Here is a 21,605-nt window from a genome sequence, read left to right as displayed (position 1 = left end):
ATAGAAAAATGGCCATTCTTCTTCTGGCAGATCACGACAACGCAACCATTTCCGAACAGACCGCCAAGACTCTGACGGCAGCGGCCAAAATTGGCGGCGATATCCATGTTCTCGTTGCAGGTGCGGGTGCCAAACCCGCCGCAGACGCCGCCGCCAAATTGTCCGGCGTCTCGAAAGTGCTGCTGGCCGACAGCGCCGAGCTTGGCAACCAGCTGGCAGAACCGCTGGCAGCCTTGATCGTGTCGCTGGCACCCGCCTACGATACGATCATCACCGCCGCCACGTCCGTTGGCAAGAATGTCGCGCCGCGCGTCGCAGCCCTGCTTGATGTCGCCCAGATCTCGGAAATCGTTGAAGTGATCTCCGCCGACACCTTCAAGCGGCCGATCTATGCCGGCAATGCCATCCAGACGGTTCAGTCGAGCGATGCCAAGAAGGTCATCACCGTGCGCACCGCCTCCTTCTCCGCCGCTGCTGCCGATGGCTCGGCTGCGGTCGAGGCCGTGGCAGCGGTTGCCGATCCCGGCCTGTCCAGCTTCGTCTCGGATGCGCTGTCGTCTTCGGAGCGCCCGGAACTGACCTCCGCCAAGATCATCATCTCGGGCGGACGTGCGCTCGGCTCCTCGGAGAAGTTCAAGGAAGTCATCCTGCCGCTGGCCGACAAGCTGGGTGCCGCCGTCGGCGCCTCACGCGCCGCCGTCGATGCAGGCTATGCGCCGAACGACTGGCAGGTTGGCCAGACCGGCAAGGTCGTTGCACCGCAGCTCTACATCGCCTGCGGCATTTCCGGTGCGATCCAGCATCTCGCCGGCATGAAGGACAGTAAGGTGATCGTCGCCATCAACAAGGATGAGGAAGCCCCGATCTTCCAGGTCGCCGATTACGGTCTGGTCGCCGACCTGTTCGAGGCTCTGCCGGAATTTGAAAAGGCGCTTTGATCGCGCCTTGATCACAGCAATTCAGACATGGAAAAGGCCGCATTTCTGCGGCCTTTTTGGCTTTCAGGGATTATGTGGAGAGTGATCAGAACTCTTCCCAATTATTGCCACCGCTTGGGGCGGGTGAGCCAGTGCCAGTCTTCAACCCCGCTGCCAACTTGCCCATCAAGGCGCGGGCAGGCGAAGCGGCAGGACGGTTATTGGCCGGGTCGGCTGGCTTTATCATCTGGCGGGTTCCTGGAATTGCACTGTGATGCGATGTCGTCGGACGATACGAGGCTGACGGGTTGGGAACGATCTCACCATCCATCACCCTGAACTGCGACACCAGATTGGACAGTGCCTCGGCATCGCTGGTCAGGCGGGACATGTCGGAATTGGTGCGGTCTGCCATCTGCGAATTCTGCTGGGTCGTTTCCTCCATCTGGCGGATCGCCGTGGAAATTTCCCGCACGCTTTCCGATTGTTCGCCGACGGCAGTGGCGATAAACGAGATTTCCTCGTTGATATGCACGACCTGACCAGCAATATCGCCCAGCGCGTCGCCGGTATTGCGCACCAGCCCGACACCGCTTTTCACCGCCTCGCCGGACTTGCTGATCAGTTCCTTGATTTCCTTGGCGGCACCAGCGGAACGCTGCGCCAATTCACGAACTTCCTGGGCCACGACTGCAAAGCCCTTGCCTGCTTCGCCCGCACGGGCCGCTTCCACCCCAGCGTTCAAGGCCAGAAGATTGGTCTGGAAGGCAATCTCATCGATCACATTGATGATCTGCGAAATCGCCAGCGACGCTTCTTCGATCCGTCCCATGGCGTCGATTGCGGACCCGACAATTGCTCCTGAGCGTTCTGTTGATGTCTTGGCATCTGCCACCATACGCCTCGCATTTTCGGCCCGCTCCGTGGATGTGCGAATGGCTTCCATGATCTGGTTGATCACGGCGGATGTCTGCTCGATGGCCGCCGCCTGCTGTTCGGAGCGGCGCGACAGATCGTGTGTTGCCGCGACCATTCCGGTCGCGGTGCCATTGATCGAGCCGGTGCTGCCGGACAGCTGGCGTACTGTCGATGCCAACCGCCGGATCGAATCGTTGAAATCGGTGCGCAGCCGGTCAAGACCTTCCATGAACGGCGTCTCGATCGTGGTCGTCAAGTCCCCAGCAGCAAGCCGTTGCAGACCGGCACCGAGAATATCGACGGCCTGCTGAAGCCTTGCGGTTTCCTCGTTGCGGGCAGCTTCACGGGCCAGACGCTCGGCCTCCGATGTCTGCCGATCCTGTTCGGCGGCGGATTGCAGCCGTGTTTTCTCGATGGCCGCATCGCGGAAGATCGCCACGGACCGCACCATATCGCCGATTTCATCGGCCCGGTTCTCACCGACAAGCGTCACGCCGGTATCACCATCGGCCAGCCGTTTCATGCTATCGACCAGTTGATTGATCGGCCCGGTCAGCGAGCGGGAAAACAGAACCGCGCCAGTGATCGCCAGAACCAGCAGACCGGCGGCAATCAGCAGCACGATATTGCGCAGCTGCGCGACATTGGCCAGTGCCTCATTCTCGCTCATCAGCGCGACGACAGCCCAGTTATGACCGGCAAAGGACAGGGGAATGGCCGCCGCATAGCTCACCATATTGCGATAGCCATCTATCTGACCGCTCGCCTTGGCACCCTTCAAAACATCGGCCAGCATCGGTGCGGTAATCTTGGTGACGAGAGAATCCTTTTCACCTGTTAGCACGGAATCATTGACCATCGCGCTATTGGAATCGAGGAGAATGGTCTCACCCGTATCGCCAAGCCCTGTGCGGTTGGAAAACATCGCGGTCAGCCGCTCCGAGGGAATGGCAACGACCAGCACGCCCATCTTGATGTCACCCATGAACAGCGGCGTCGACAGGAAGGCCACAGACTGACGCGACGGACCATAGAGGGTGAAATCGGACAGCGCATAGAATTGCCGGTCGTCGCTCTTGGCGACCTGGGCATAGGCCTGGGCCAAAGGACCGTCTTTCAGCGTGGGATCGGCGATATTGCCGGCATATTCATCATTTTTCTGCACCGAATAGACGATATTGCCCTTCGGATCGATCAGGAACACATCCGCATAGCCGTATTGCTGCAAAGCCATGCGCAGCAACGGATGGAATTTGGCATGGTTGCTGTCATAGGTATCGATACGGGCCGACTCCAACTGCAATCGCTGCCCGGCCGGATTGGGATTCTGAGTAATGTAGCGATCCACCAGCGCTTCGCGCGGCTTTTCGCCCAGATAGCGCCAGTCCGCCTTGAACTTGTAAAGGGCCTCACCCGTCGTGGCGACGCTGGAAAAAGCCCGCAGATTGGTGACCAGATTTTCGAAATACAGCCTGGCCTCGTTGCGGCGACCGTCGGCCGTCGCCTCCAGCTTCTGCATCACTTCTTTTTTGACCAGGGTGGAGCTTTGAATCAACGTGGCCCAACTGGCTGCTCCGATCGACAGAATCGTGATCAAACAGACAAACAATGGCAACTTACGCGCAATGCGCATGCGATTTCTCCCCCTGTGCATCGATCCAAACGGCGGCCTCAGCCGGGTTTGAACAATCGATGCATAAAAAAAATGTGAGCGTGTGACAGCATGAACGAAGTGAATGCGTCAGAGCGCTATAGTCATCCTTATGGCGTTACCTGAAAAAGCCGCGCCACCTTTCGGCAACTTTAATCGTTGCGGCTTAAAATAACCCTAAAGCGCTGGGGATAGCGCTGGCTGCTCCGCCAACAAGAGCGGGACAATCCCGGGGCTAAAGCCAAGCGGCGACAGGAATAAAGCAACGGGCTGCGATCAGGGCTGGAAAACAGCGATACATGGCTTTATCACTGTCGGCCAGGACACGCCGGATGAGCCATAGGCACGATCTGCGCGCGCCACGGTTTGCAAGGCTTTAGGCCCGGCAACGAGATGGGAAACGGGCGCTTTTGCAGCCTGAAGGCAGGGATGGGAGACGTGATGATCAAGAATGTTGGAATTGTCGGCGCGGGACAGATGGGCTGCGGCATTGCCTATGTCTCGTCGCTTTCCGGTTACGATGTCACGCTTTACGACCTGAGCAAGGAACGGATTGAAGCCGGGCTTGCCACCATCAACGGCAACATGGCCCGCCAGGTTGCCAATGGCAAGATGGAGGATAGTGAGCGCAAGGCAGCACTTGCCCGCATTTCCGGCGTCACCGACGTGCAGGATCTGGCCCAGGTGGATCTGGTGATTGAGGCCGCCACCGAGGATGAAAGCGTCAAGCGCAAGATTTTCGGCCAGATCTGCCCGGTGCTAAAGCCCGAAGCGCTGCTGGCCACCAATACGTCTTCGCTGTCCATTACCCGGCTTGCGGCATCCACGGATCGCCCGGAGCGCTTTATGGGCATCCATTTCATGAACCCTGTGCCGGTGATGAAGCTGGTGGAACTGGTGCGCGGCATTGCCACCGGTGAAAAGACCTTTGAGACCGCCAAGGACTTCGTGCGGTCGCTCGACAAGACCATTACTGTCGCCGAGGATTTTCCCGCCTTCATCGTCAACCGCATCCTGCTGCCGATGATCAACGAGGCGATCTACACGCTCTATGAAGGTGTCGGCTCGGTCGAGGCCATCGATACGGCGATGAAGCTCGGCGCCAATCATCCGATGGGACCGTTGCAACTCGCCGATTTCATCGGTCTCGATACCTGCCTGTCGATCATGCAGGTTCTGCATGACGGCCTGGCCGACAGCAAATACCGCCCCTGCCCTCTGCTGGTCAAATATGTGGAAGCGGGATGGCTTGGCCGCAAATCGGGCCGCGGCTTCTATGATTACCGTGGCGAAATCCCGGTTCCGACACGGTAATCCACGGCATTCAGCTCAGCGGCTTCATCACCGCGTTTTGATAGGCGGGGCGGCTTTTCAGCCGCTCATACCATGCGGCGAGATTCGGGTGATCCGGACGGGCAATCGGCATTTCAAACCATGCATAGATGAAGCATCCAAGTGGAACATCGCCAACACCGAATGTCTCGCCAGACAGATAATCCTGTTTGGCCAACACCGTATCGACGACGGAAAGATGCCCGGCCACAACCTTGGCCGCCGCTTCGATTTTCGCCATATCACGGTCTGCTGCCGGTGTTCTGATCATGCCCCAGAACACATCCTTAAAAGGTGTGGCAATGGTCGATGTCACCCAGTCCATCCACTTTTCCGCCTGGGCGCGGGCGACCGGATCAACCGGATTGAACGCAGCATCACCATAGCGCGCCGCGAGATATCGGAGAATAGTGTTGGATTCCCACAGCACCACATCGCCGTCTTCCAGCACAGGCACCAGCCCGTTGGGGTTCATGGCGCGAAACGCGGGATCGTTGACGACTCCGAATGCGCCGCCTGCGTCTATTCTCTGATAAACAAGATCCAGCTCTTCAACGACCCATAAGATCTTCTTGACGTTGGTCGAATTTGCCCGACCCCAGATTTTCAACATGTCGTCCTCCTTTCCATTTTTATCAACATTTTCAAAGAGACATTATTTTATCGATCAGGGTTTTGGCATCCTCACTGTCCCATACGGCAGGGCCATTCATGGAGCCGAGCAGGCAACCCTTGCCATCAAGCACCAAAGTCACCGGCAGGCCGAAAGCCAGACCCTGCTTTTTCAGCGCATTGAACACGCCCATAGAACTGTCACGGTAAAAGCCAAGATGATCGATGCCGTTGTCGCTGAGAAAGGTTTTCGGCTTTTCGTCGCTGCCGCTGTCGATATTGATCGCCACAACCTCGAATGTCTCGCCGCCCTTGGCTTGTTGCAGACGGTTAAGGGCGGGCATTTCTTCCCGGCAGGGAAGGCACCAGGTCGCCCAGAGATTGACCAACAGCGGCTTGCCCTTGAAATCCTGGAGGCTCTTGTCGGCGCCGCTGGCATCCTTGAAGCTAAGACCGGTAATGGGGCGCGGCGGATTGGCCGCCACCACGGCCGCAACCTGGCCCTTGATCAACGGGTCAAGCGTCTTGACCGCCTGCGCTGCCGTCTCACACCCTTGGGCGACAGCGATTTCAGAGCCATTGCCAGACCCCGTCTCCTTCACGTATACCGCAACCGCGCCGGCCAACACACCGGCAATCGCCGCAAACGCAATCAGCTTGGCGGAAGGAAGTCCCAGCGGTCTTTTTTTCGTCATCGACGTCTCCAGGATCTATTGAGCATGGCCGAGGACACCAAAGACACGACATCCTCCAACCAGATGTGGGGCGGCCGTTTTGCCTCTGGCCCGGCGGCCATCATGGAGGAGATAAACGCCTCAATCGGTTTCGACAAGAAGCTCTATGCCCAGGATATCCGCGGTTCGATTGCCCACGCCACCATGTTGGCCCATCAAGGCATTATTTCCGGTGAAGACAAAGACAAGATCGTTACCGGGCTGAACACGATTTTGTCAGAGATCGAAGCAGGACAATTCACCTTCTCCCGCAAGCTTGAAGACATTCACATGAATATCGAGGCGCGGCTGGCCGACCTGATCGGTCCCGCCGCCGGTCGCCTGCACACCGCCCGCTCACGCAACGACCAGGTGGCGCTGGATTTTCGCCTCTGGGTCAAGGAAGAGCTGCAAAAAGCCGAAAGCCTGCTGACCGACCTGATTGCCGCCTTTCTCGACCGTGCCGAGGAACATGCCGAAACGGTCATGCCCGGCTTTACCCATTTGCAGACCGCGCAGCCAGTCACCTTCGGCCATCACTGCATGGCCTATGTGGAAATGTTTGGCCGGGATCGCCAGCGGGTACGCCACGCTATCGAACATCTGGATGAAAGCCCAATCGGTGCTGCCGCTCTTGCCGGCACCGGCTATGCTATCGACCGCCATATGACCGCAAAGGCGCTCGGTTTTCGCGAGCCGACCCGCAATTCCATCGATACCGTGTCGGATCGCGATTTCGCGCTGGAATTCCTGTCGATTGCCGCCATTTCGGCGGTGCATCTGTCGCGTTTGGCAGAAGAAATCGTCATCTGGTCAACACCGCAATTCGGCTTTATCCGGCTCTCGGATGCCTTTTCGACCGGCTCATCAATCATGCCGCAGAAGAAGAACCCGGACGCCGCCGAACTGGTGCGCGCCAAGACGGGCCGGATCAACGGCTCGCTGATTGCACTTTTGACCATTATGAAGGGCCTGCCGCTCGCCTATTCCAAGGACATGCAGGAAGACAAGGAACAGGTCTTCGACGCTGCCGAGAGCCTGGAACTGGCGCTGGCCGCCATGACCGGGATGATCCGCGACATGACTGTGCGGGCAGACCGGATGAAGGCCGCAGCCGGTTCCGGCTTTTCCACCGCCACCGATCTGGCTGACTGGCTGGTGCGCGAGGCAGGGCTTCCCTTCCGCGACGCCCATCATGTCACGGGCCGGGTTGTCGCCCTGGCGGAGGAAAAAGGCTGCGATCTTGCCGATCTGCCGCTTGAGGACTTGCAAGCCATTCATACCGCCATCACCGCCGATATCTATTCGGTCCTGACGGTGGAAGCCTCGGTTGCCAGCCGCAAAAGCTATGGCGGCACGGCCCCGGACGAGGTGCGCAAGCAGATCAAATGGTGGCGTAGCCGCAACTGATCGCCAAACCCGATCGATCCATCACAAAAATCGGGATGCATAGAGCCCGGTTTTTGGCTAGACATAGGCCAACCACCACGTTGGACAGGATATTATGGCTGTTTCCTATCGAAGACTGATGATTTCCGCCGCCCTGCTCGGTGCCGCCAGCATTGTCGTCACCGGCTGTGGCCGCAAGGGCGATCTGGATAAGCCAAGCACCCCTGTGGCCCAGCAGAACAAGGCGGACGCGCCAACCCAGACCAAGGCACCGGAGAAGAAATTCTTCCTCGATCCGCTTCTGTGACAGGCGCACTGTGAACCATTTCCAATATCGCGACGGCATTCTCCATGCCGAGGATGTGTCCGTTCCAGAGATCGCCAAAGCGGTCGGCACCCCCTTCTATTGCTATTCCACCGCAACGCTGGAGCGCCATTACCGGGTGTTTTCCGAGGCCTTCAACGGCGTCGAGTCCATGGTTTGCTACGCGGTCAAGGCCAATTCCAACCAGGCGGTGCTGAAAACCCTTGGGCAATTGGGGGCGGGCGTCGATGTGGTCTCCGAAGGCGAATTGCGCCGGGCACTGGCAGCCGGTATTCCCCCCAACCGCATCCTGTTTTCCGGTGTCGGCAAGACCCCGTCGGAAATGGATCTGGGGTTGGAGGTCGGGATTTACTGTTTCAATGTCGAATCCGAACCGGAACTAGACGTCCTCAATCAAAGGGCGCTGAAAGCCGGTAAAACAGCGCATGTCTCCTTCCGTATCAATCCGGATGTCGATGCCGGAACCCATGCGAAGATTTCCACCGGTCGGAAAGAAAACAAATTCGGCATTTCCTATGAGCGCGCCCGCGCCGTCTATGCCCGCGCCGCCAGCCTCGAAGGTATCAAGGTCACCGGTATCGACATGCATATCGGCAGCCAGATCACCGATCTCCAGCCGTTTGCCGAGGCCTTCAAGCTGCTGCGCGACCTGGTGACCACGCTGCGGGCCGAAGGCCACACTATCGATCACGTCGATGTCGGCGGTGGACTTGGCATTCCCTACAAAGACGACAATAATCCGCCGCCCGACCCGGCAGCCTATGCAGCCATCGTCAAGCAGCAATTGGCCTCGCTGGACTGCCGGATCGTGGCCGAGCCGGGCCGGCTGATCGTTGGCAATGCCGGTATTCTCGTCACCGAAGTGATCTATGTGAAGGACGGCGGCAACAAGACCTTCGTCATCGTCGATGCCGCTATGAACGACCTGATCCGCCCGACACTCTATGACGCCCATCACGAGCTTCGCCCGGTAATGCTGTCTGCGGCCAGCGCCCCGCGCATCCGCGCCGATGTGGTCGGGCCAGTCTGCGAAACCGGCGATTATCTGGCGCTCGACCGCGAAATGAGCATGCCAAGGCCCGGCGACCTGATCGCCATCGGCTCGGCAGGGGCTTATGGCGCCGTGCAATCGAGCACGTATAATACGAGACGGCTTGTGCCCGAAGTTCTGGTCAAGGGCGACCAATTCCACGTGATCCGGCCAAGGCCGAGCTATGAGGATATGATCGGGTTGGACAGCCTGCCCGATTGGCTGGCATCCTGAGTACGCCGTCTTTTCAGGAGATAGCGTTCACAATTTACCCGGATGGCTGAAAAAACCACCCCCTTAACGGGCCTGCCCCTCGTCTTCGCCACAAACAATGCTATCCTAACATGTCAACGCTGTCGTGAACCGTATGAGTTGCGATGCGCAGTATAAGCGTTGAGATGACAGGAAACCGGAGACTGCCCATGACCGCTTCCGGCACGAAAAAGAGCCAAGTTGCTCTAAACGGCGATCAAAAGCTGGCCCGCAGGCTGGCCGTGAACCGCTGGACGGCAAGGCTCGTGCTGTTTTGTGAGCGGTTGCTGCCTCTGCTGCTGCTTCCAGCCTCGATTGCCGCCATTTTCCTGTCACTGGCCTGGCTCGGCTTTTTCCGCGAGGCACCCAGCTATCTGCGCTGGCCGCTGGTTTTCCTGTTGGTTTTCGGCTTTCTCGCCTCGCTTTTGCCCCTGGCCCGTCTGCGCTGGCCGCACATTGGCGAAGCAGACCGGCTGCTGGAAGAGCGCAATCATCTGCCGCATCAACCCATCGGCGTGCAGGGTGAGGAACCGGCCTTCGACACGCCTTTTGCCCGCGCCCTCTGGCATGAGCACCAACGGCGCATGGCGACCCGGATCGCCACGCTCGATGCCGGACGGCCAAAGCCTGATATCGCCCGCTTTGACCGCTTCGGCCTACGGGCCTTGCCCGCTCTGCTTTTGGCGGTGGCCTTTGCCTATTCCGGCTCGAATGGCGCTGGCCGTCTCACCGATGCCTTTCTGCTGCAAGACAGGGACGACGCCGCCCCTACCCTGCGCATCGATGCCTGGATTACCCCGCCGGGCTATACGGGCCGTCCCCCTGTTTTCCTCACGGGACGCAATGGCGATGGCACCCAGGATATCGCCGTTCCCACCCAATCGGTGGTCACTGTTCGGTTGACCGGCAGCACCGGAGACGAACAGGCAGACTTCAAACCGGCATCCGGGGCAGCGGCAGTCGCTTTCCAAGCGGTCAAGGCCGACCAGGAAAACACGCCCGGCTCCTCGACTGCCGTCTCGTCAGCCACACCAACACCAGCTCAGACTGACAACAGCGCCCGTACGCTGACCCTGACATTGGGTGAAAGCGGCACGCTGGATCTTGGTAACAGGCAATGGCCGCTGAAGGTCATTCCCGACCATGGCCCAACCATCGCCTTTGACGGCATTCCGAAACGTGCGGTCAACGGAGCGCTGGAAATCGGCTTTACCGCCCGCGACGATTATGGCCTGCTGGAAGCGCGCGCCGAGATCGTCCCTGTGGATGCAGATCCGCAGGCCAGCCCTCTCTATCCCCTGCCCGAGTTCAAGCTGGACCTGCCAAGCCGCAATGCCCGCGACATCAAAAGCATATCGAGCCGCAACCTGACCGAACATCCGCTGGCTGGAAAGAAGGTGCGCATCACCTTGATTGCCAAGGACGGATTGGGCCAGGAGGGCCGCAGCCCGGCCCATGAGATGATCCTGCCGGGCCGCAATTTTTCCGAACCGCTGGCCGCCGCCGTGGCCGAACAGCGTCAGGTCTTTGCGCTGGACACGCGGCGGATGCCTCGCGCCGTGGCGCTCAACGAAGCACTGACGCTGCGCGCCGATGAAACCATTCCGCAGCTTTCCCATTACCTGCTGATTTCCTCGGCCCATGCCCGTATGCAGATGGCGAGCACCACCGAAGCCTTGAAGGACACGGCAGACTACCTCTGGGAAATCGCGCTTGGCATCGACGATGGCGATGTGTCACTGGCGGAACGCAAGCTGAGCGAAGCGCAGCAGAAGCTGTCGGAGGCACTGGAACGCAATGCGCCCGATGCCGAGATCAAAAAGCTGATGGACGAGGTTCGTCAGGCGATGCAGGACTATATGAAGGCTCTTGCAGAGCGCCAGCAGCCGCAAAACGGTCAGCAGAACCAGCAAAGCGCTCAGAAAATGCTGACCCAGCGCGATCTGGAAAACATGATGAACCAGATCGAGAACCTGGCCCGTTCCGGCAACAAGGATGCCGCCCGCCAGATGTTGCAGGAGATGCAACGGATGATGAACAATCTCCAGGCCGGACGTCCACAGCGCTCCAATCCGCAGCAGCAACAACAGACCAGCGAAGCGCGCAAGCAGATCGACAAGCTCGGCCAGATCATGCAGGACCAGCAAAAGCTGATGGACCAGACTTTCAAACTGGATCAGGAATTACAGAGCCGGTCACAGATGGGCGATGACCTTCAGCCGGAAGACGGTGACGGCATGAGCCAGGACAATCCTCAGGCTGAACCAACGCCCGATGGCGATCAAAACCAGCAACAGGGCCAAAAGCCGGACCAGAACCAGAATAAAGACAGCGCCGGTAAAAATCCTTCTGCCCCCGACCAGATGACGGCAGAGCAATTGCGGGAAGCCCTCAAACAATTGCGCCAGCAGCAGGATGCGCTTGGCAAGCAGTTGAAGGGCGTTCAGGACGGACTTGGCAAGCTTGGTATCAAACCAGGAGAGAATTTCGGCCAGGCAGGCCGGGAAATGCAAGGCGCGGGCGAGGCGCTTGGCAAAAGCCAAGGTGACCGGGCGGTGCAGGGTCAGGGTCGGGCGCTGGAAGCCCTGCGCCAAGGGGCGCGCGATATGATGAACCAGATGATGCAGGCCATGCAGCAAGGCCAGGGGCAAGGTCAAGGCCAGGGCATGGCGGAAGGCAATCAGGGCGGTCGCGATCCACTGGGGCGGCCACGGTCAACCACCGGACCGGATTTCGGCGAGCGCGTCAAAGTCCCCGACGAAATCGACGTCCAACGCGCCCGCGAAATCCTTGACGCGATCCGCAACAAGCTGGGCAATAATGCAAGCCCCGAAGTGGAGCGCCGCTATCTGGAACGGTTGCTGGACATGTAATGGAAGGGCGAGGAGCAGCGCTCGCGCCCTTCAAGTCCATCAAAACAAATGACCGAATGGACCTGCATTCCGTTCCAGGCGAACGTCGCGAGACCAACCGAATACCGTCAGGCTGTCAAAGCCTGTGCAACGGCCTTGCGAATATCGGGAAGCGCGAACGGCTTAGGCACGACATCAATGATTTTTTCGAGCAGATCGTCGGCCCGTTCGCGCTGTTCGGCATAGCCGGTCATCAGCAGAATTTTCAGGCCCGGAAAATCCGAATGGGCGCGATGCGCCAGTTCGATACCGTCCATGACCGGCATGCGGATATCCGACAGCAGCAGATCGAAATTGCTGGTAGCCAGCATTTCGAGACCCTCGGCGCCGTCTGCCGCCTCATGGGTTTCATGTCCGTCGAGCCGCAACGCCCGGGCAACGAAGGACCGTAGGGCATCTTCGTCTTCGGTAATCAGTATCTTGGCCATATCGCATTCCCATCTTGAAGCCTGCCACATCACCATTCGACCAAACGCGATCAACGGTTGTCATCATGCGGCATGTTGTACCAGGGCATGAGGATGCTCACGCATCCCCGCCGCTACAGCGCCCTCCCCGAATCATAGAGGATGGGTGGCGCTGTCATTACTGAAGCAAATCACCAGTTTTTCCTTTGCGAGAGGTAAACAACCGGCAGCCAAGACGAGAGGATGGTTAATAGTTTCTACCTGTTGAGCGCGATGACGTCCCGCTTCAGGACGTCAGCCGCAATAAGGCATTCACGCCATAAATATTTGTAATCAATATCTTTTATCGCAGATTATGACGCTGCATCGCCGGTAACAACACCGACAAAAGGCAATTCGCGGAAAGCGTGAGCGACATCCATGCCATAGCCGACGACAAAATAATCCGGGCATTCGAAACCGACATAATCGGCCTCGCACACTTCCTTGCGCTTGACCTTCTTGTCGAGCAGCACGGCAATGCTAACATTGGCAGCACCCCGCTCATACATCAACGTGCGGGCAAACAGCAGGGTTCGTCCCGATTCCAGGATGTCGTCGATCAGCAAAACATTGCGACCACGGACATCGCTGTCGATATCCTTGAGGATCTTGACCCCCTGCGACACAGTGCCGGTGCCGTAGCTGGACAGGGTGATGAATTCCACCTCCGGCGCAATGCCGACATGATGCAGCGCCCGGATCAGATCAGCGGCGAAAATAAACGAGCCTTTCAAGATCGAAATCACCAGAAGATCCTCGGAAGGACCATCGACAATCGCCTTGGCGATCTCGATATTGCGGGCGGCGATCTGTTCGGCTGTGAACAAAGGTTCGATATTTTTTCCGCGAACGACAGGCATGGAGTCTCCAGGATTTCGCTGCCGATCTTCAGGCGACAGGGTTTTCTTTCACCCTGCCGATAGCACAATCAGGATTGCGAGGCATCCTTAGGTGCAAAGGAAAGCTTGAGTTCCGGGTTTTTTCCACCGGGATGGCGCAGCCGGGCCGCGATGCCGCGGCTATGGCCGACACCGATTTCCGGTGCGGGCGGGGTAATCAGCGTGGAGGCAATGAGGCGACCCTCCGAATAGAGATCCGCCCGGATATCCGGCAGGGCCTGCGTCGTCGCGGCATGATTCTCAACAATCGCGTTGACCAGCAGGACCGGCATGCCGCCAGCAGTTTGCGGTGTCAGGCTGACATGGGTTATGTCGAGAGGGTTTCGGGCCGGGACCGCCTCGGTGCCGCCAATCAGGCAAAAGCCACCGGCGCTGAAAAACATCAGCACGGCAAGGGATGCAATCAACGAGGTGAAAGACCGTTCCGATAGCTGCCCAAGGCGATTTTCCAACCGAACGACATGCCCGACAACATGATTGACGATAGAGTGCAGCACGCCCTGCGGTGCTGGTGCCTGTGGCCGGTATGGGGTCTTGATTTCCGCCTGGATTCGGCTGCGAAGCGCGCCGACGGGATCACCGACCGTGACGAATTTCGCATCGCTCACATTCTCAGCCAGCCGAAAGCCGGGACGCGGCATGGGCCGATAGGGCCGCTCGGGCGGCAGGAGATCGATATCGGGCTCGACATATTTAGGCCGAAAACGGAATGCGTTCATGGAACCCTCGCCAGAGCAAGTCCGGATATCGGAAAATGTGACCCCGATCCCGGCTTGATTGAAACAGATGAAGCACCCTTGATCGAAAGCTTCGCACCAGCCAGATGCGATAGAATACGAAGGGGCATTGAAACCTATCCTTTCAAGTCGTAAATTCGAATGGTTAATGATTTGTAAAAAATCGCCGGATTGGCGCCGTAACATCGCGGCGTTTACCAAATGGTAACCGGAACCGTTAAGAACTGAGCAGTCGTCAACAGGCTCAAGCCCGGGTTTATCCATTGATCCACTTCGAAAATGTCGGCCTGCGATATGGGATGGGGCCTGAAATCCTCCGCGACCTGACCTTTGACATCCCAAAGCGCTCCTTCCAGTTCCTGACCGGGCCGTCGGGGGCTGGCAAGACCACGCTTTTGCGCCTGCTGTTCATGTCGCTGAAACCGACGCGTGGCCTGATTCGCAGTTTCGGTCGTGATATTACCCAGATTCCACGCGATGAATTGCCTTTGCTGCGCCGCCGGGTCGGCATCGTCTTCCAGGATTTCCAATTGCTCGACCACCTGACGACCTATGAAAATGTCGCATTGCCGCTGCGGGTTCGCGGCAAGGACGAGGCGAGCTATAAGCAGGATGTACTAGAACTGTTGAAATGGGTGGGGCTGGGCGAGCGCATCAACGTGTTGCCGCCCATCCTGTCGGGCGGGGAAAAGCAGCGCGTTGCGATTGCCAGAGCCCTGATCGACCGGCCCGAAGTGCTGCTGGCCGACGAGCCGACCGGCAATGTCGATCCGCCCATGGCGCGCCGTCTGCTCAGCCTGTTTCTGGAGTTGAACCGGCTGGGCACCGCCGTGGTGATCGCCACCCATGACCTGACCCTGATGGATCAGGTCGATGCGCGGCGGATGATCCTGACTGAAGGGCGGCTCGATATTTATGAATGACCGCAAATCCCCGCCGCCGCAGCCGAAAAAAATACCCCTGAGCCCACCGCTGGCCAAGACCCCGCCACCGACCAAGACCCCACCGCCGGAGCGGGCCAAGGCACAAAGGCGGGTGGAGATGCAGGTGCGCCCAACCGGCCCCATCCTGCCACCCTCCAACATCCAGGGCAATGCGCTGATGGTGGTGATCGCTATTATGGCGTTCCTCGCCTGCCTGACGCTTGGAGCGGTGTCGATGATACGCGGAACGGCAGCGAGTTGGCAAAGCCAGATCTCCCGCGAGGTAACGATCCAGATCAAGCCGGACGACACTGTCAACATGGATGAGGCCTTGACGAAAGCCAAGGACCTGGCGCTGACCTTCGTCGGCACCAAGACCGGACAGATCGTCGATGAGGCCGCAACGGCCCGCCTGCTGGAGCCCTGGCTCGGCACCGGACTGGATATCAACGACCTCCCGGTGCCTCGGCTGGTCATTATCACCATTGACGAGAACAATCCGCCTGACTTCGCCGCCATGCGCGACCTTCTGACCTCGCAGATCCCCCAGGCCTCCCTTGATGATCACCGCACCTGGGTGGACCGCCTGGTATCGATGGCCCGCACCACGGTGCTGATTGGCTTTGGCCTGCTGATCCTGGTGTTTACCGCCATGGTGCTGACGGTGATTTTTGCAACGCGCGGCGCCTTGTCCGGCAATCGGCATATTATCGAGGTCCTGCATTTCGTCGGTGCCGAAAGCCTGTTCGTGGCACGGGAATTCCAGAAGCATTTTCTGAAGATCAGCCTGAAGGGCTCCGCTGCTGGCGGGCTTGCCGCAGCCGGCCTGTTCGCACTGGCCAGCATCTGGCAGGACAATACGCTCGCCACACCGCAAGCCGATCAGGCCACCGCCATGTTTGGCCGGTTCGAAATCGGCTTTACCGGCTATCTCGGTATTTTCGCCACGATGATCGTTATTGCTCTGCTGACAACGGTCACGGCCAGGTTGACTGTGATGCGTGCCATCTATGAAATCGACCAGATCAGGTCCGACCCTAGCCGCAGTGGCGGGTTGCCACCCGAATGATCTTTTTATACGTCCTCGATGCGAGGATGCACCAGCATCCTCGATGCAGTCCCATGACCCACGAGCAATGATAATGCGCCAAGCAGACCCTGATAAGGATCGAGGCAGCCGGCCCGCCAAACTATTCCATCGGCAGGCACCGCTGCGCCGCCTGCTTCGCTATGGAGGCTACGCCATTCTCCTGTTGATGGCCTGTCTTGTCGCTGGCTTTCTGCATTTTGCCGATGACGTCACAGCGATGATGCCGCCTGCTGAGCCCAAGGCTGACGCCATCGTCGTGCTGACGGGTGGCTATCAGCGCATCGACCAGGCTGTAGACCTGTTGCGCAAGGGATCGGGACGGCGACTGTTGATTTCCGGGGTCCATCCATCGACTTCGCCCGCGACAATCCGCAAAATGACGCAAGCCTCACCCGATCTGTTTGCCTGCTGTGTGGATATGGGCTACCGCGCCATCGACACCATCGGCAATGCCAATGAAACCGCCCAGTGGATCCACGACAAGGGCTTTTCCTCGGTTCTGGTCGTCACCAGCAATTACCATATGCGCCGCAGCTTGATGGAATTGCGCCGTACAGATCATGAAACCCAGTTTATTCCCTATCCAGTCGTCACCGCCGATTTGCGCACCAGGGCCTGGTATGCCGATCCCAATGCGCTGCGTACGCTGATGTCGGAATACGCCAAGATCCTCATTGCCTATACCCGCGATCTCGGCGGCTGGGACAATTGGCAGGGGCTTCGCACCCCAGGCAATACATCTCAGCAATCCTCCCAAAGCTAGTCGGACCTGCGATGTCGAACCATCTTCCTCTTATTGGAAAATTCGTATAGGCAGGGCCATCTGTCTGCGGAATATCTTCATGCTTGCTTTGCGGTCCCATGTTTTCAACGTGCTGTTCTATGCCTGCCTGATCCTCTGGATGGTCTTGGCCGCGCCGATCTATTTCATCTTGCCACGCAAAATAGCCTATTCCGTCCCCAAGACATGGGCGCGATTCAGTCATTGGCTGATGAAAACCGTGGTCGGCACGACATTCGAAATTGAAGGCCTGGAGAATATCCCGCACTCCGGCTACATCCTCGCGCCAAAGCACCAATCCTTCTGGGATACTTATGCGCTTCTGCCCTGGCTGGACGATCCGGTCTATATCCTCAAGCGGGAATTGATGTGGATTCCGTTTTTCGGCTGGTATGCCGCCAAGCAGAACATGATCCCGGTCAATCGCGGTGGGCGGGGCAAGGAAATGGTCAAGGTCATGCAGCGTGCCGCCGTGGAAGTGCGCAACGGCCGTCAATTGGTCATCTATCCCGAGGGGACAAGACGCCCGCCCGGCGCCGACCCTGAATATAAATTCGGCATCGCCCGGCTTTACCGCGATCTCAAAGTGCCGGTCGTGCCGGTTGCCATGCATGCCGGTCTGTTCTGGCCGCGGCGCAGCCTGATGCGCTATCCCGGGCATTACAAGATTCGTATCCTTCCCCCCATCCAGCCGGGAATGAAGCCCGATGCATTTTTTGAAACATTGACCCACCAGCTGGAGACGGCCAGCGATGCACTGCTGCTGGAGGCCGCCCAGACCAATCCGGATCTCCCCATGCCGCCGACCGCCAAACACCGTCTTGAAACCATGAGAGCGCAGGAACAGGCCAAGAACCCGTCATAGCGTCGGTTTGTTCAGTCCCTTGACCACGTGTTCCAGCCAATGATCACGGATGCCTATGCTGCGCAGGTGTTCCACGGTATTTTCTACATAGGCCCGGTTATCACCCGACTGGCCGCTGGCCTGCGCGGTAACCTGTACCGCCTCCTCAACGGTAATCGCTCCCGCATATTGACGGTGGTTTCGGTCCACCACATAACCAACGCCAAGCACCCGTCGCCCATCGGAGAGTTGCAACCGCAACGTTCTTTCCTGATAGACCATCGTCACCAGTTCCCGCGCTCGCAAATAGTCCAGCGTTTGCGTCCATGCCGATGGACTGACGCGAAACGCCACACCGTGGCAGGAACCGCCGCGATCCAGCCCCAGAACCAGACCGGGCGTCTGTTCGGTGCCACGATGCACGAAAGATCGAACACAAAGGGAGCGGCGAAACCCGTGGGCCCTGGCACCCTGCCGTTCTTCATGGACAAAGCCGGGATTCCACATCAAAGATCCGTAGCCAAACACCCAAAATTCGTCCATATCGCACGTCATAATGCTCGCTCCTGCTGTCTCATTCTCGAATTCTGATAGGTTCGGGTTGAAATTATCCAGCAGAAATGAATTTTTACAGCAGTCTTTGCACTGATAACCGGTGCTGGGCTCTGATGACTCAAAAGTCGCTTCAGTGACCGCTGGGCAAAATGGAAGACAATTGGAGAAGCGCATGGCCATGTCCAGCCGGACGAAGAGACCACGGAAGAGATCGCCAGTTCTCTTGGTGGGCATTGTCCTTGTCCTGCTCGGTATCCTCTACACCGCAGGCTGGTTCGCCGCTGCCAATTACGCCACGACGAAACTCGAACATGCCTTTGATGGCGATAATCCGCTGGCCTCTGCCCTCGATTGCCCGGGAATGCGGATGAGCGGTTTTCCGCTGCATATCGGATTGAATTGCACCAAAGTATCGGTCAACGACAGCCGCAACGGTATTACCGGCTCATCAGGCGCTTTCCGGTCATCGGCCGAAATTTTCCGGCCCGGCAGAATCAAATGGGAAATCGACGGGCCTGCCATTCTGCAAACCTCCACCGGGCTTGCCGGTGCTTTTCAGTGGGACAGCTTTCGCTCCACCTTGTCACTGGGCATGAACGGCGTCGATTCGTCAGCAAGCGTGATCCAGAAATTGCAGGCCAACCTGACCGATGCACTCTCCGGTCGGGTTCTGAGGATCGACGCCACTGAGAGCCGGACGCGGCTGCAACGCGATGGCGAAGACCTCGTGGGAACCGCCCGTCTGACTGACATGGATTTTGGCCAGGACGACCGTAACCCCGATCTGCCGCCCATGGCCGCACAGTTGGACGTGAAATTACTTGGCCAAGCAAGCGCCCTCGATATCGAACATCCTGAACCCATAGAATTGCGGGGTCTAAGCGCCGACATCCGCAATCTGCAGATCGATATGGGCCAAGGCAGGACGATCACCGCCAGCGGACCGATTTCCATCGATAATGCCGGCCTTGCCAATGGCACGCTCAAGCTGGAAATTGGCAAGGTCGATGCCTGGCGCGACCTGGTGATTGCCGCCTATCCCGAAACCAAGGACATCGCCCGGATGGCTGCCAAGGGTTTGAAAGCGGTCTTCCTCGGCCAGAACCAGGGCCAGGTGACCCTTCAGATCACCAATGGCGTCGTGGTGCTGGGCTTCATTCCGCTTGGCAACATCCCACCAATCTGAACCGGCGGCGAACGACCTATGCGTTCGTCTTGCCATCCAGCCCATGACGGCCGAAATCCGGCACGTCCACATCCTGGCCCGCATCGATGATCGAGCGGCGTATGGTGCGGGTGCGGGTGAACAGTTCGAACAGTTTATCGCCCTCCCCCCAACGGATCGCCCTTTGCAGATAGGCAAGGTCTTCTGAAAACCGCGCCAGCATTTCCAGAATGGCGTCCTTGTTGTGCAAGCAGACATCGCGCCACATGGTGGGATCGGACGCCGCCAGACGGGTAAAATCGCGAAAACCGGAGGCGGAATATTTGATGACTTCCGATTCCGTCACCGCTTCGAGATCATCCGCGGTGCCGACGATATTATAGGCGATGATATGGGGAAGATGCGAAACGATCGCCAATACCTTGTCATGGTGCTGGGGGTCCATTTCATCGACGCGCGAGCCCAGTGCTTCCCAAAAACGCTTGAGCCGGTCTATCGCCTGCTGATCCGTATTCTCCAGCGGTGTGAAAATGCACCAGCGTCCATTGAATAGCCCGACAAAACCGGCATCGGGGCCAGATTTCTCCGTGCCAGCCAGCGGATGGCCCGGAATGAAATGCACATGATCCGGCATATGCGGTGCCATTTGCGCAATGACCGAAGCTTTGGTGGACCCCACGTCTGTGACGATAGCGCCCGGCGCAAGATGCGACGCAATCTGGATGGCCACCGCTTCGGACGCCCCGACCGGTACAGAAACGATCACCAGATCGGCCCCTGCAACCGCCTCGGCAGCCGACGTCGTATAGCGATCCCCAAGCTGCAATTCCTCGGCTCGCCGCAAGGTATCCACCGAGCGGGTTGAGACGACGATCTCACGCGCCAGGCCAAGCGCACGCACGTCACGGGCAATGGAAGAGCCGATCAGGCCGATGCCGATCAGGGCAATCCGGTCAAACTGAATGCTGGCCATCACGGCTTGCCCATAAATTCGGTCAGGGCATCCATCACGCCAAGATTGGCCTCCGGCGTGCCGATTGACATGCGCAGGGCATTGGCAAAGCCATAGCCCTTGACCGCCCGCAGGATGTAGCCACGGCTGGTCAGGAAGTCATCGGCCTCCGGCGCCCGCTTGCCATCAACATCGGGAAAATGGATGAGCAGGAAATTGGTGACCGACGGCGTAACCTTCAAGCCGATCCCCTCGAAGGCTTCCGTCAACCGGTCCAGCCACTCGAGATTGAAATCCACAGCCTTATCGGCAAAATCACGGTCAAGAATGGCAGCAGCCCCCGCCGAAATCGCCGGGGCATTCATGTTGAACGGTCCGCGCACCCGGTTCAGGGCATCGAGAATGGCAGCCGGACCATACATCCAGCCGATCCGCAGCGCTGCCAGCCCGTGGATTTTAGAGAAGGTGCGGGTCATCACCACATTGCGGTTTTCAGAAACGATTTCCAGCCCGGCTTCGTAATCGTTACGGCGAACATATTCGGCATAGGCCGCATCCAGCACCAGCAGCACATGTTTCGGCAAACCAGCGACCAGACGGCGAATATCGGCACCCGGCACATAGGTCCCCGTCGGGTTGCCAGGATTGGCGATGAACACCATCCGCGTCTTGTCGGTCACTGCCGCAAGAATGGCATCGACATCGACGCGGCAATCCTGCTCCTTGACCGTGACCGGCGTGGCACCTGCCGCCATGATCTGAATACGGTAGACCAGGAAACCATGCTCGGTGATAACAGCCTCGTCGCCCGTGCCCAGGTAGACATGGCAGAGCAGGCCGAGCAATTCGTCCGAACCATTGCCGCAGAGAATATTGGCCGGGTTCAGCCCGTGCGCACTGGCAATCGCCTCCCGCAGCTTCACAGCCTGGCCATCGGGATAAAGCTCCAGATTGGCAGCACCCGCCTTAAATGCCTCGATGGCCTTCGGGCTTGGTCCCAGCGGCGTCTCGTTCGATGAGAGCTTGAACACTTTCGCAACGCCAGGGGCATGTTCCTTACCGGGAACATAGGCGGCAATATCGAGGATCCCCGGGCGTGGAACGGGCTGGTTCATGGTGCTGCTCATTGACGCGATTTCCTGATTCTGACCTTGAACCT

The 21,605-nt window shown here is 58.6% G+C and carries 20 protein-coding genes; 11 read left to right on the top strand and 9 right to left on the bottom strand.

Annotated features, from left to right (window positions below):
- Window positions 1–8 precede the first annotated feature (8 nt).
- Complete coding sequence (locus tag H1Y61_RS03365) at window positions 9–938, top strand: electron transfer flavoprotein subunit alpha/FixB family protein (protein WP_180573708.1); 930 nt, start codon at window positions 9–11, stop codon at window positions 936–938.
- A gap of 85 nt (window positions 939–1,023) precedes the next feature.
- Here the strand turns inward: H1Y61_RS03365 and H1Y61_RS03360 are convergent, their stop codons facing one another.
- On the bottom strand, window positions 1,024–3,468 hold the full coding sequence (locus H1Y61_RS03360) for a methyl-accepting chemotaxis protein (RefSeq protein WP_180573707.1): 2,445 nt from the start codon (window positions 3,466–3,468) through the stop codon (window positions 1,024–1,026).
- A 459-nt stretch (window positions 3,469–3,927) separates the two neighbouring features.
- Here H1Y61_RS03360 and H1Y61_RS03355 point away from each other — a divergent pair, with 459 nt between their 5' ends.
- Window positions 3,928–4,800, top strand: coding sequence for a 3-hydroxybutyryl-CoA dehydrogenase (locus H1Y61_RS03355; RefSeq protein WP_071203225.1), 873 nt, complete (start codon window positions 3,928–3,930; stop codon window positions 4,798–4,800).
- A 10-nt stretch (window positions 4,801–4,810) separates the two neighbouring features.
- Here the strand turns inward: H1Y61_RS03355 and H1Y61_RS03350 are convergent, their stop codons facing one another.
- The gene (locus tag H1Y61_RS03350) at window positions 4,811–5,431 is read right to left on the bottom strand and encodes a glutathione S-transferase family protein (RefSeq protein WP_180573706.1); all 621 of its coding nucleotides are present in this window, start codon (window positions 5,429–5,431) and stop codon (window positions 4,811–4,813) included.
- A gap of 31 nt (window positions 5,432–5,462) precedes the next feature.
- Window positions 5,463–6,125 (bottom strand): thiol:disulfide interchange protein TlpA, encoded by a 663-nt coding sequence (tlpA, locus tag H1Y61_RS03345; RefSeq protein WP_180573705.1) that lies wholly within the window; start codon window positions 6,123–6,125, stop codon window positions 5,463–5,465.
- Between the two features lie 24 nt (window positions 6,126–6,149).
- Between tlpA and argH the strand changes: the two genes are divergently transcribed.
- The 4 genes from argH to H1Y61_RS03325 all read left to right on the top strand — a co-directional run bounded on the left by argH (window position 6,150) and on the right by H1Y61_RS03325 (window position 12,012).
- Window positions 6,150–7,553, top strand: coding sequence for an argininosuccinate lyase (argH, locus tag H1Y61_RS03340; RefSeq protein WP_087729349.1), 1,404 nt, complete (start codon window positions 6,150–6,152; stop codon window positions 7,551–7,553).
- Between the two features lie 94 nt (window positions 7,554–7,647).
- Window positions 7,648–7,839 carry an LPS translocon maturation chaperone LptM gene (lptM, locus tag H1Y61_RS03335; RefSeq protein WP_156617599.1) on the top strand — a complete coding sequence of 64 codons (192 nt, stop codon included), beginning with the start codon at window positions 7,648–7,650 and terminating at the stop codon, window positions 7,837–7,839.
- A 10-nt stretch (window positions 7,840–7,849) separates the two neighbouring features.
- Window positions 7,850–9,121, top strand: coding sequence for a diaminopimelate decarboxylase (gene lysA / locus H1Y61_RS03330; protein WP_180573704.1), 1,272 nt, complete (start codon window positions 7,850–7,852; stop codon window positions 9,119–9,121).
- 188 nt (window positions 9,122–9,309) lie between these two features.
- On the top strand, window positions 9,310–12,012 hold the full coding sequence (locus H1Y61_RS03325; protein WP_235680822.1) for a TIGR02302 family protein: 2,703 nt from the start codon (window positions 9,310–9,312) through the stop codon (window positions 12,010–12,012).
- Between the two features lie 107 nt (window positions 12,013–12,119).
- Here H1Y61_RS03325 and H1Y61_RS03320 read toward each other — a convergent pair whose 3' ends face one another.
- The 3 genes from H1Y61_RS03320 to H1Y61_RS03310 all read right to left on the bottom strand — a co-directional run bounded on the left by H1Y61_RS03320 (window position 12,120) and on the right by H1Y61_RS03310 (window position 14,118).
- On the bottom strand, window positions 12,120–12,479 hold the full coding sequence (locus H1Y61_RS03320; protein ID WP_015917316.1) for a response regulator: 360 nt from the start codon (window positions 12,477–12,479) through the stop codon (window positions 12,120–12,122).
- 332 nt (window positions 12,480–12,811) lie between these two features.
- Window positions 12,812–13,360, bottom strand: a complete 549-nt coding sequence (gene hpt / locus H1Y61_RS03315) for a hypoxanthine phosphoribosyltransferase (protein WP_015917317.1) — start codon at window positions 13,358–13,360, stop codon at window positions 12,812–12,814.
- Between the two features lie 68 nt (window positions 13,361–13,428).
- Window positions 13,429–14,118: a hypothetical protein gene (locus H1Y61_RS03310; RefSeq protein ID WP_180573703.1), complete on the bottom strand. Its 690-nt coding sequence runs from the start codon at window positions 14,116–14,118 to the stop codon at window positions 13,429–13,431.
- A gap of 281 nt (window positions 14,119–14,399) precedes the next feature.
- Here H1Y61_RS03310 and ftsE point away from each other — a divergent pair, with 281 nt between their 5' ends.
- The 4 genes from ftsE (at window position 14,400) to H1Y61_RS03290 (ending at window position 17,795) form a co-directional block, all read left to right on the top strand.
- A complete protein-coding gene (gene ftsE, locus H1Y61_RS03305; RefSeq protein ID WP_041697140.1) occupies window positions 14,400–15,059 on the top strand; it encodes a cell division ATP-binding protein FtsE in 660 nt (219 codons plus the stop codon).
- A 118-nt stretch (window positions 15,060–15,177) separates the two neighbouring features.
- Window positions 15,178–16,128, top strand: a complete 951-nt coding sequence (locus H1Y61_RS03300) for a cell division protein FtsX (RefSeq protein ID WP_015917320.1) — start codon at window positions 15,178–15,180, stop codon at window positions 16,126–16,128.
- A gap of 73 nt (window positions 16,129–16,201) precedes the next feature.
- On the top strand, window positions 16,202–16,912 hold the full coding sequence (locus H1Y61_RS03295; RefSeq protein ID WP_235680821.1) for a YdcF family protein: 711 nt from the start codon (window positions 16,202–16,204) through the stop codon (window positions 16,910–16,912).
- A gap of 79 nt (window positions 16,913–16,991) precedes the next feature.
- The gene (locus H1Y61_RS03290) at window positions 16,992–17,795 is read left to right on the top strand and encodes a lysophospholipid acyltransferase family protein (protein ID WP_180573701.1); all 804 of its coding nucleotides are present in this window, start codon (window positions 16,992–16,994) and stop codon (window positions 17,793–17,795) included.
- Here the strand turns inward: H1Y61_RS03290 and H1Y61_RS03285 are convergent.
- Window positions 17,790–18,329, bottom strand: a complete 540-nt coding sequence (locus tag H1Y61_RS03285) for a gamma-glutamylcyclotransferase (RefSeq protein ID WP_015917323.1) — start codon at window positions 18,327–18,329, stop codon at window positions 17,790–17,792. The two genes, H1Y61_RS03290 and H1Y61_RS03285, sit on opposite strands and share 6 nt — an antisense overlap.
- 226 nt (window positions 18,330–18,555) lie before the next feature.
- Between H1Y61_RS03285 and H1Y61_RS03280 the strand changes: the two genes are divergently transcribed.
- Complete coding sequence (locus tag H1Y61_RS03280; protein ID WP_235680872.1) at window positions 18,556–19,515, top strand: DUF2125 domain-containing protein; 960 nt, start codon at window positions 18,556–18,558, stop codon at window positions 19,513–19,515.
- Between the two features lie 16 nt (window positions 19,516–19,531).
- Here H1Y61_RS03280 and H1Y61_RS03275 read toward each other — a convergent pair whose 3' ends face one another.
- Window positions 19,532–20,467, bottom strand: coding sequence for a prephenate/arogenate dehydrogenase family protein (locus H1Y61_RS03275; RefSeq protein WP_180573699.1), 936 nt, complete (start codon window positions 20,465–20,467; stop codon window positions 19,532–19,534).
- Window positions 20,467–21,573: a histidinol-phosphate transaminase gene (hisC, locus tag H1Y61_RS03270; RefSeq protein ID WP_180573698.1), complete on the bottom strand. Its 1,107-nt coding sequence runs from the start codon at window positions 21,571–21,573 to the stop codon at window positions 20,467–20,469. Before hisC ends, H1Y61_RS03275 begins: the two co-directional genes overlap by 1 nt.
- Window positions 21,574–21,605 lie beyond the last annotated feature (32 nt).

The organism is Agrobacterium vitis, assembly GCF_013426735.1.
Taxonomy (GTDB): Bacteria; Pseudomonadota; Alphaproteobacteria; order Rhizobiales; family Rhizobiaceae; genus Allorhizobium; species Allorhizobium vitis_D.
The sequence above is the reverse complement of the archived record's forward strand: the minus strand, read 5'-3'. Positions and strand labels throughout refer to the sequence as shown.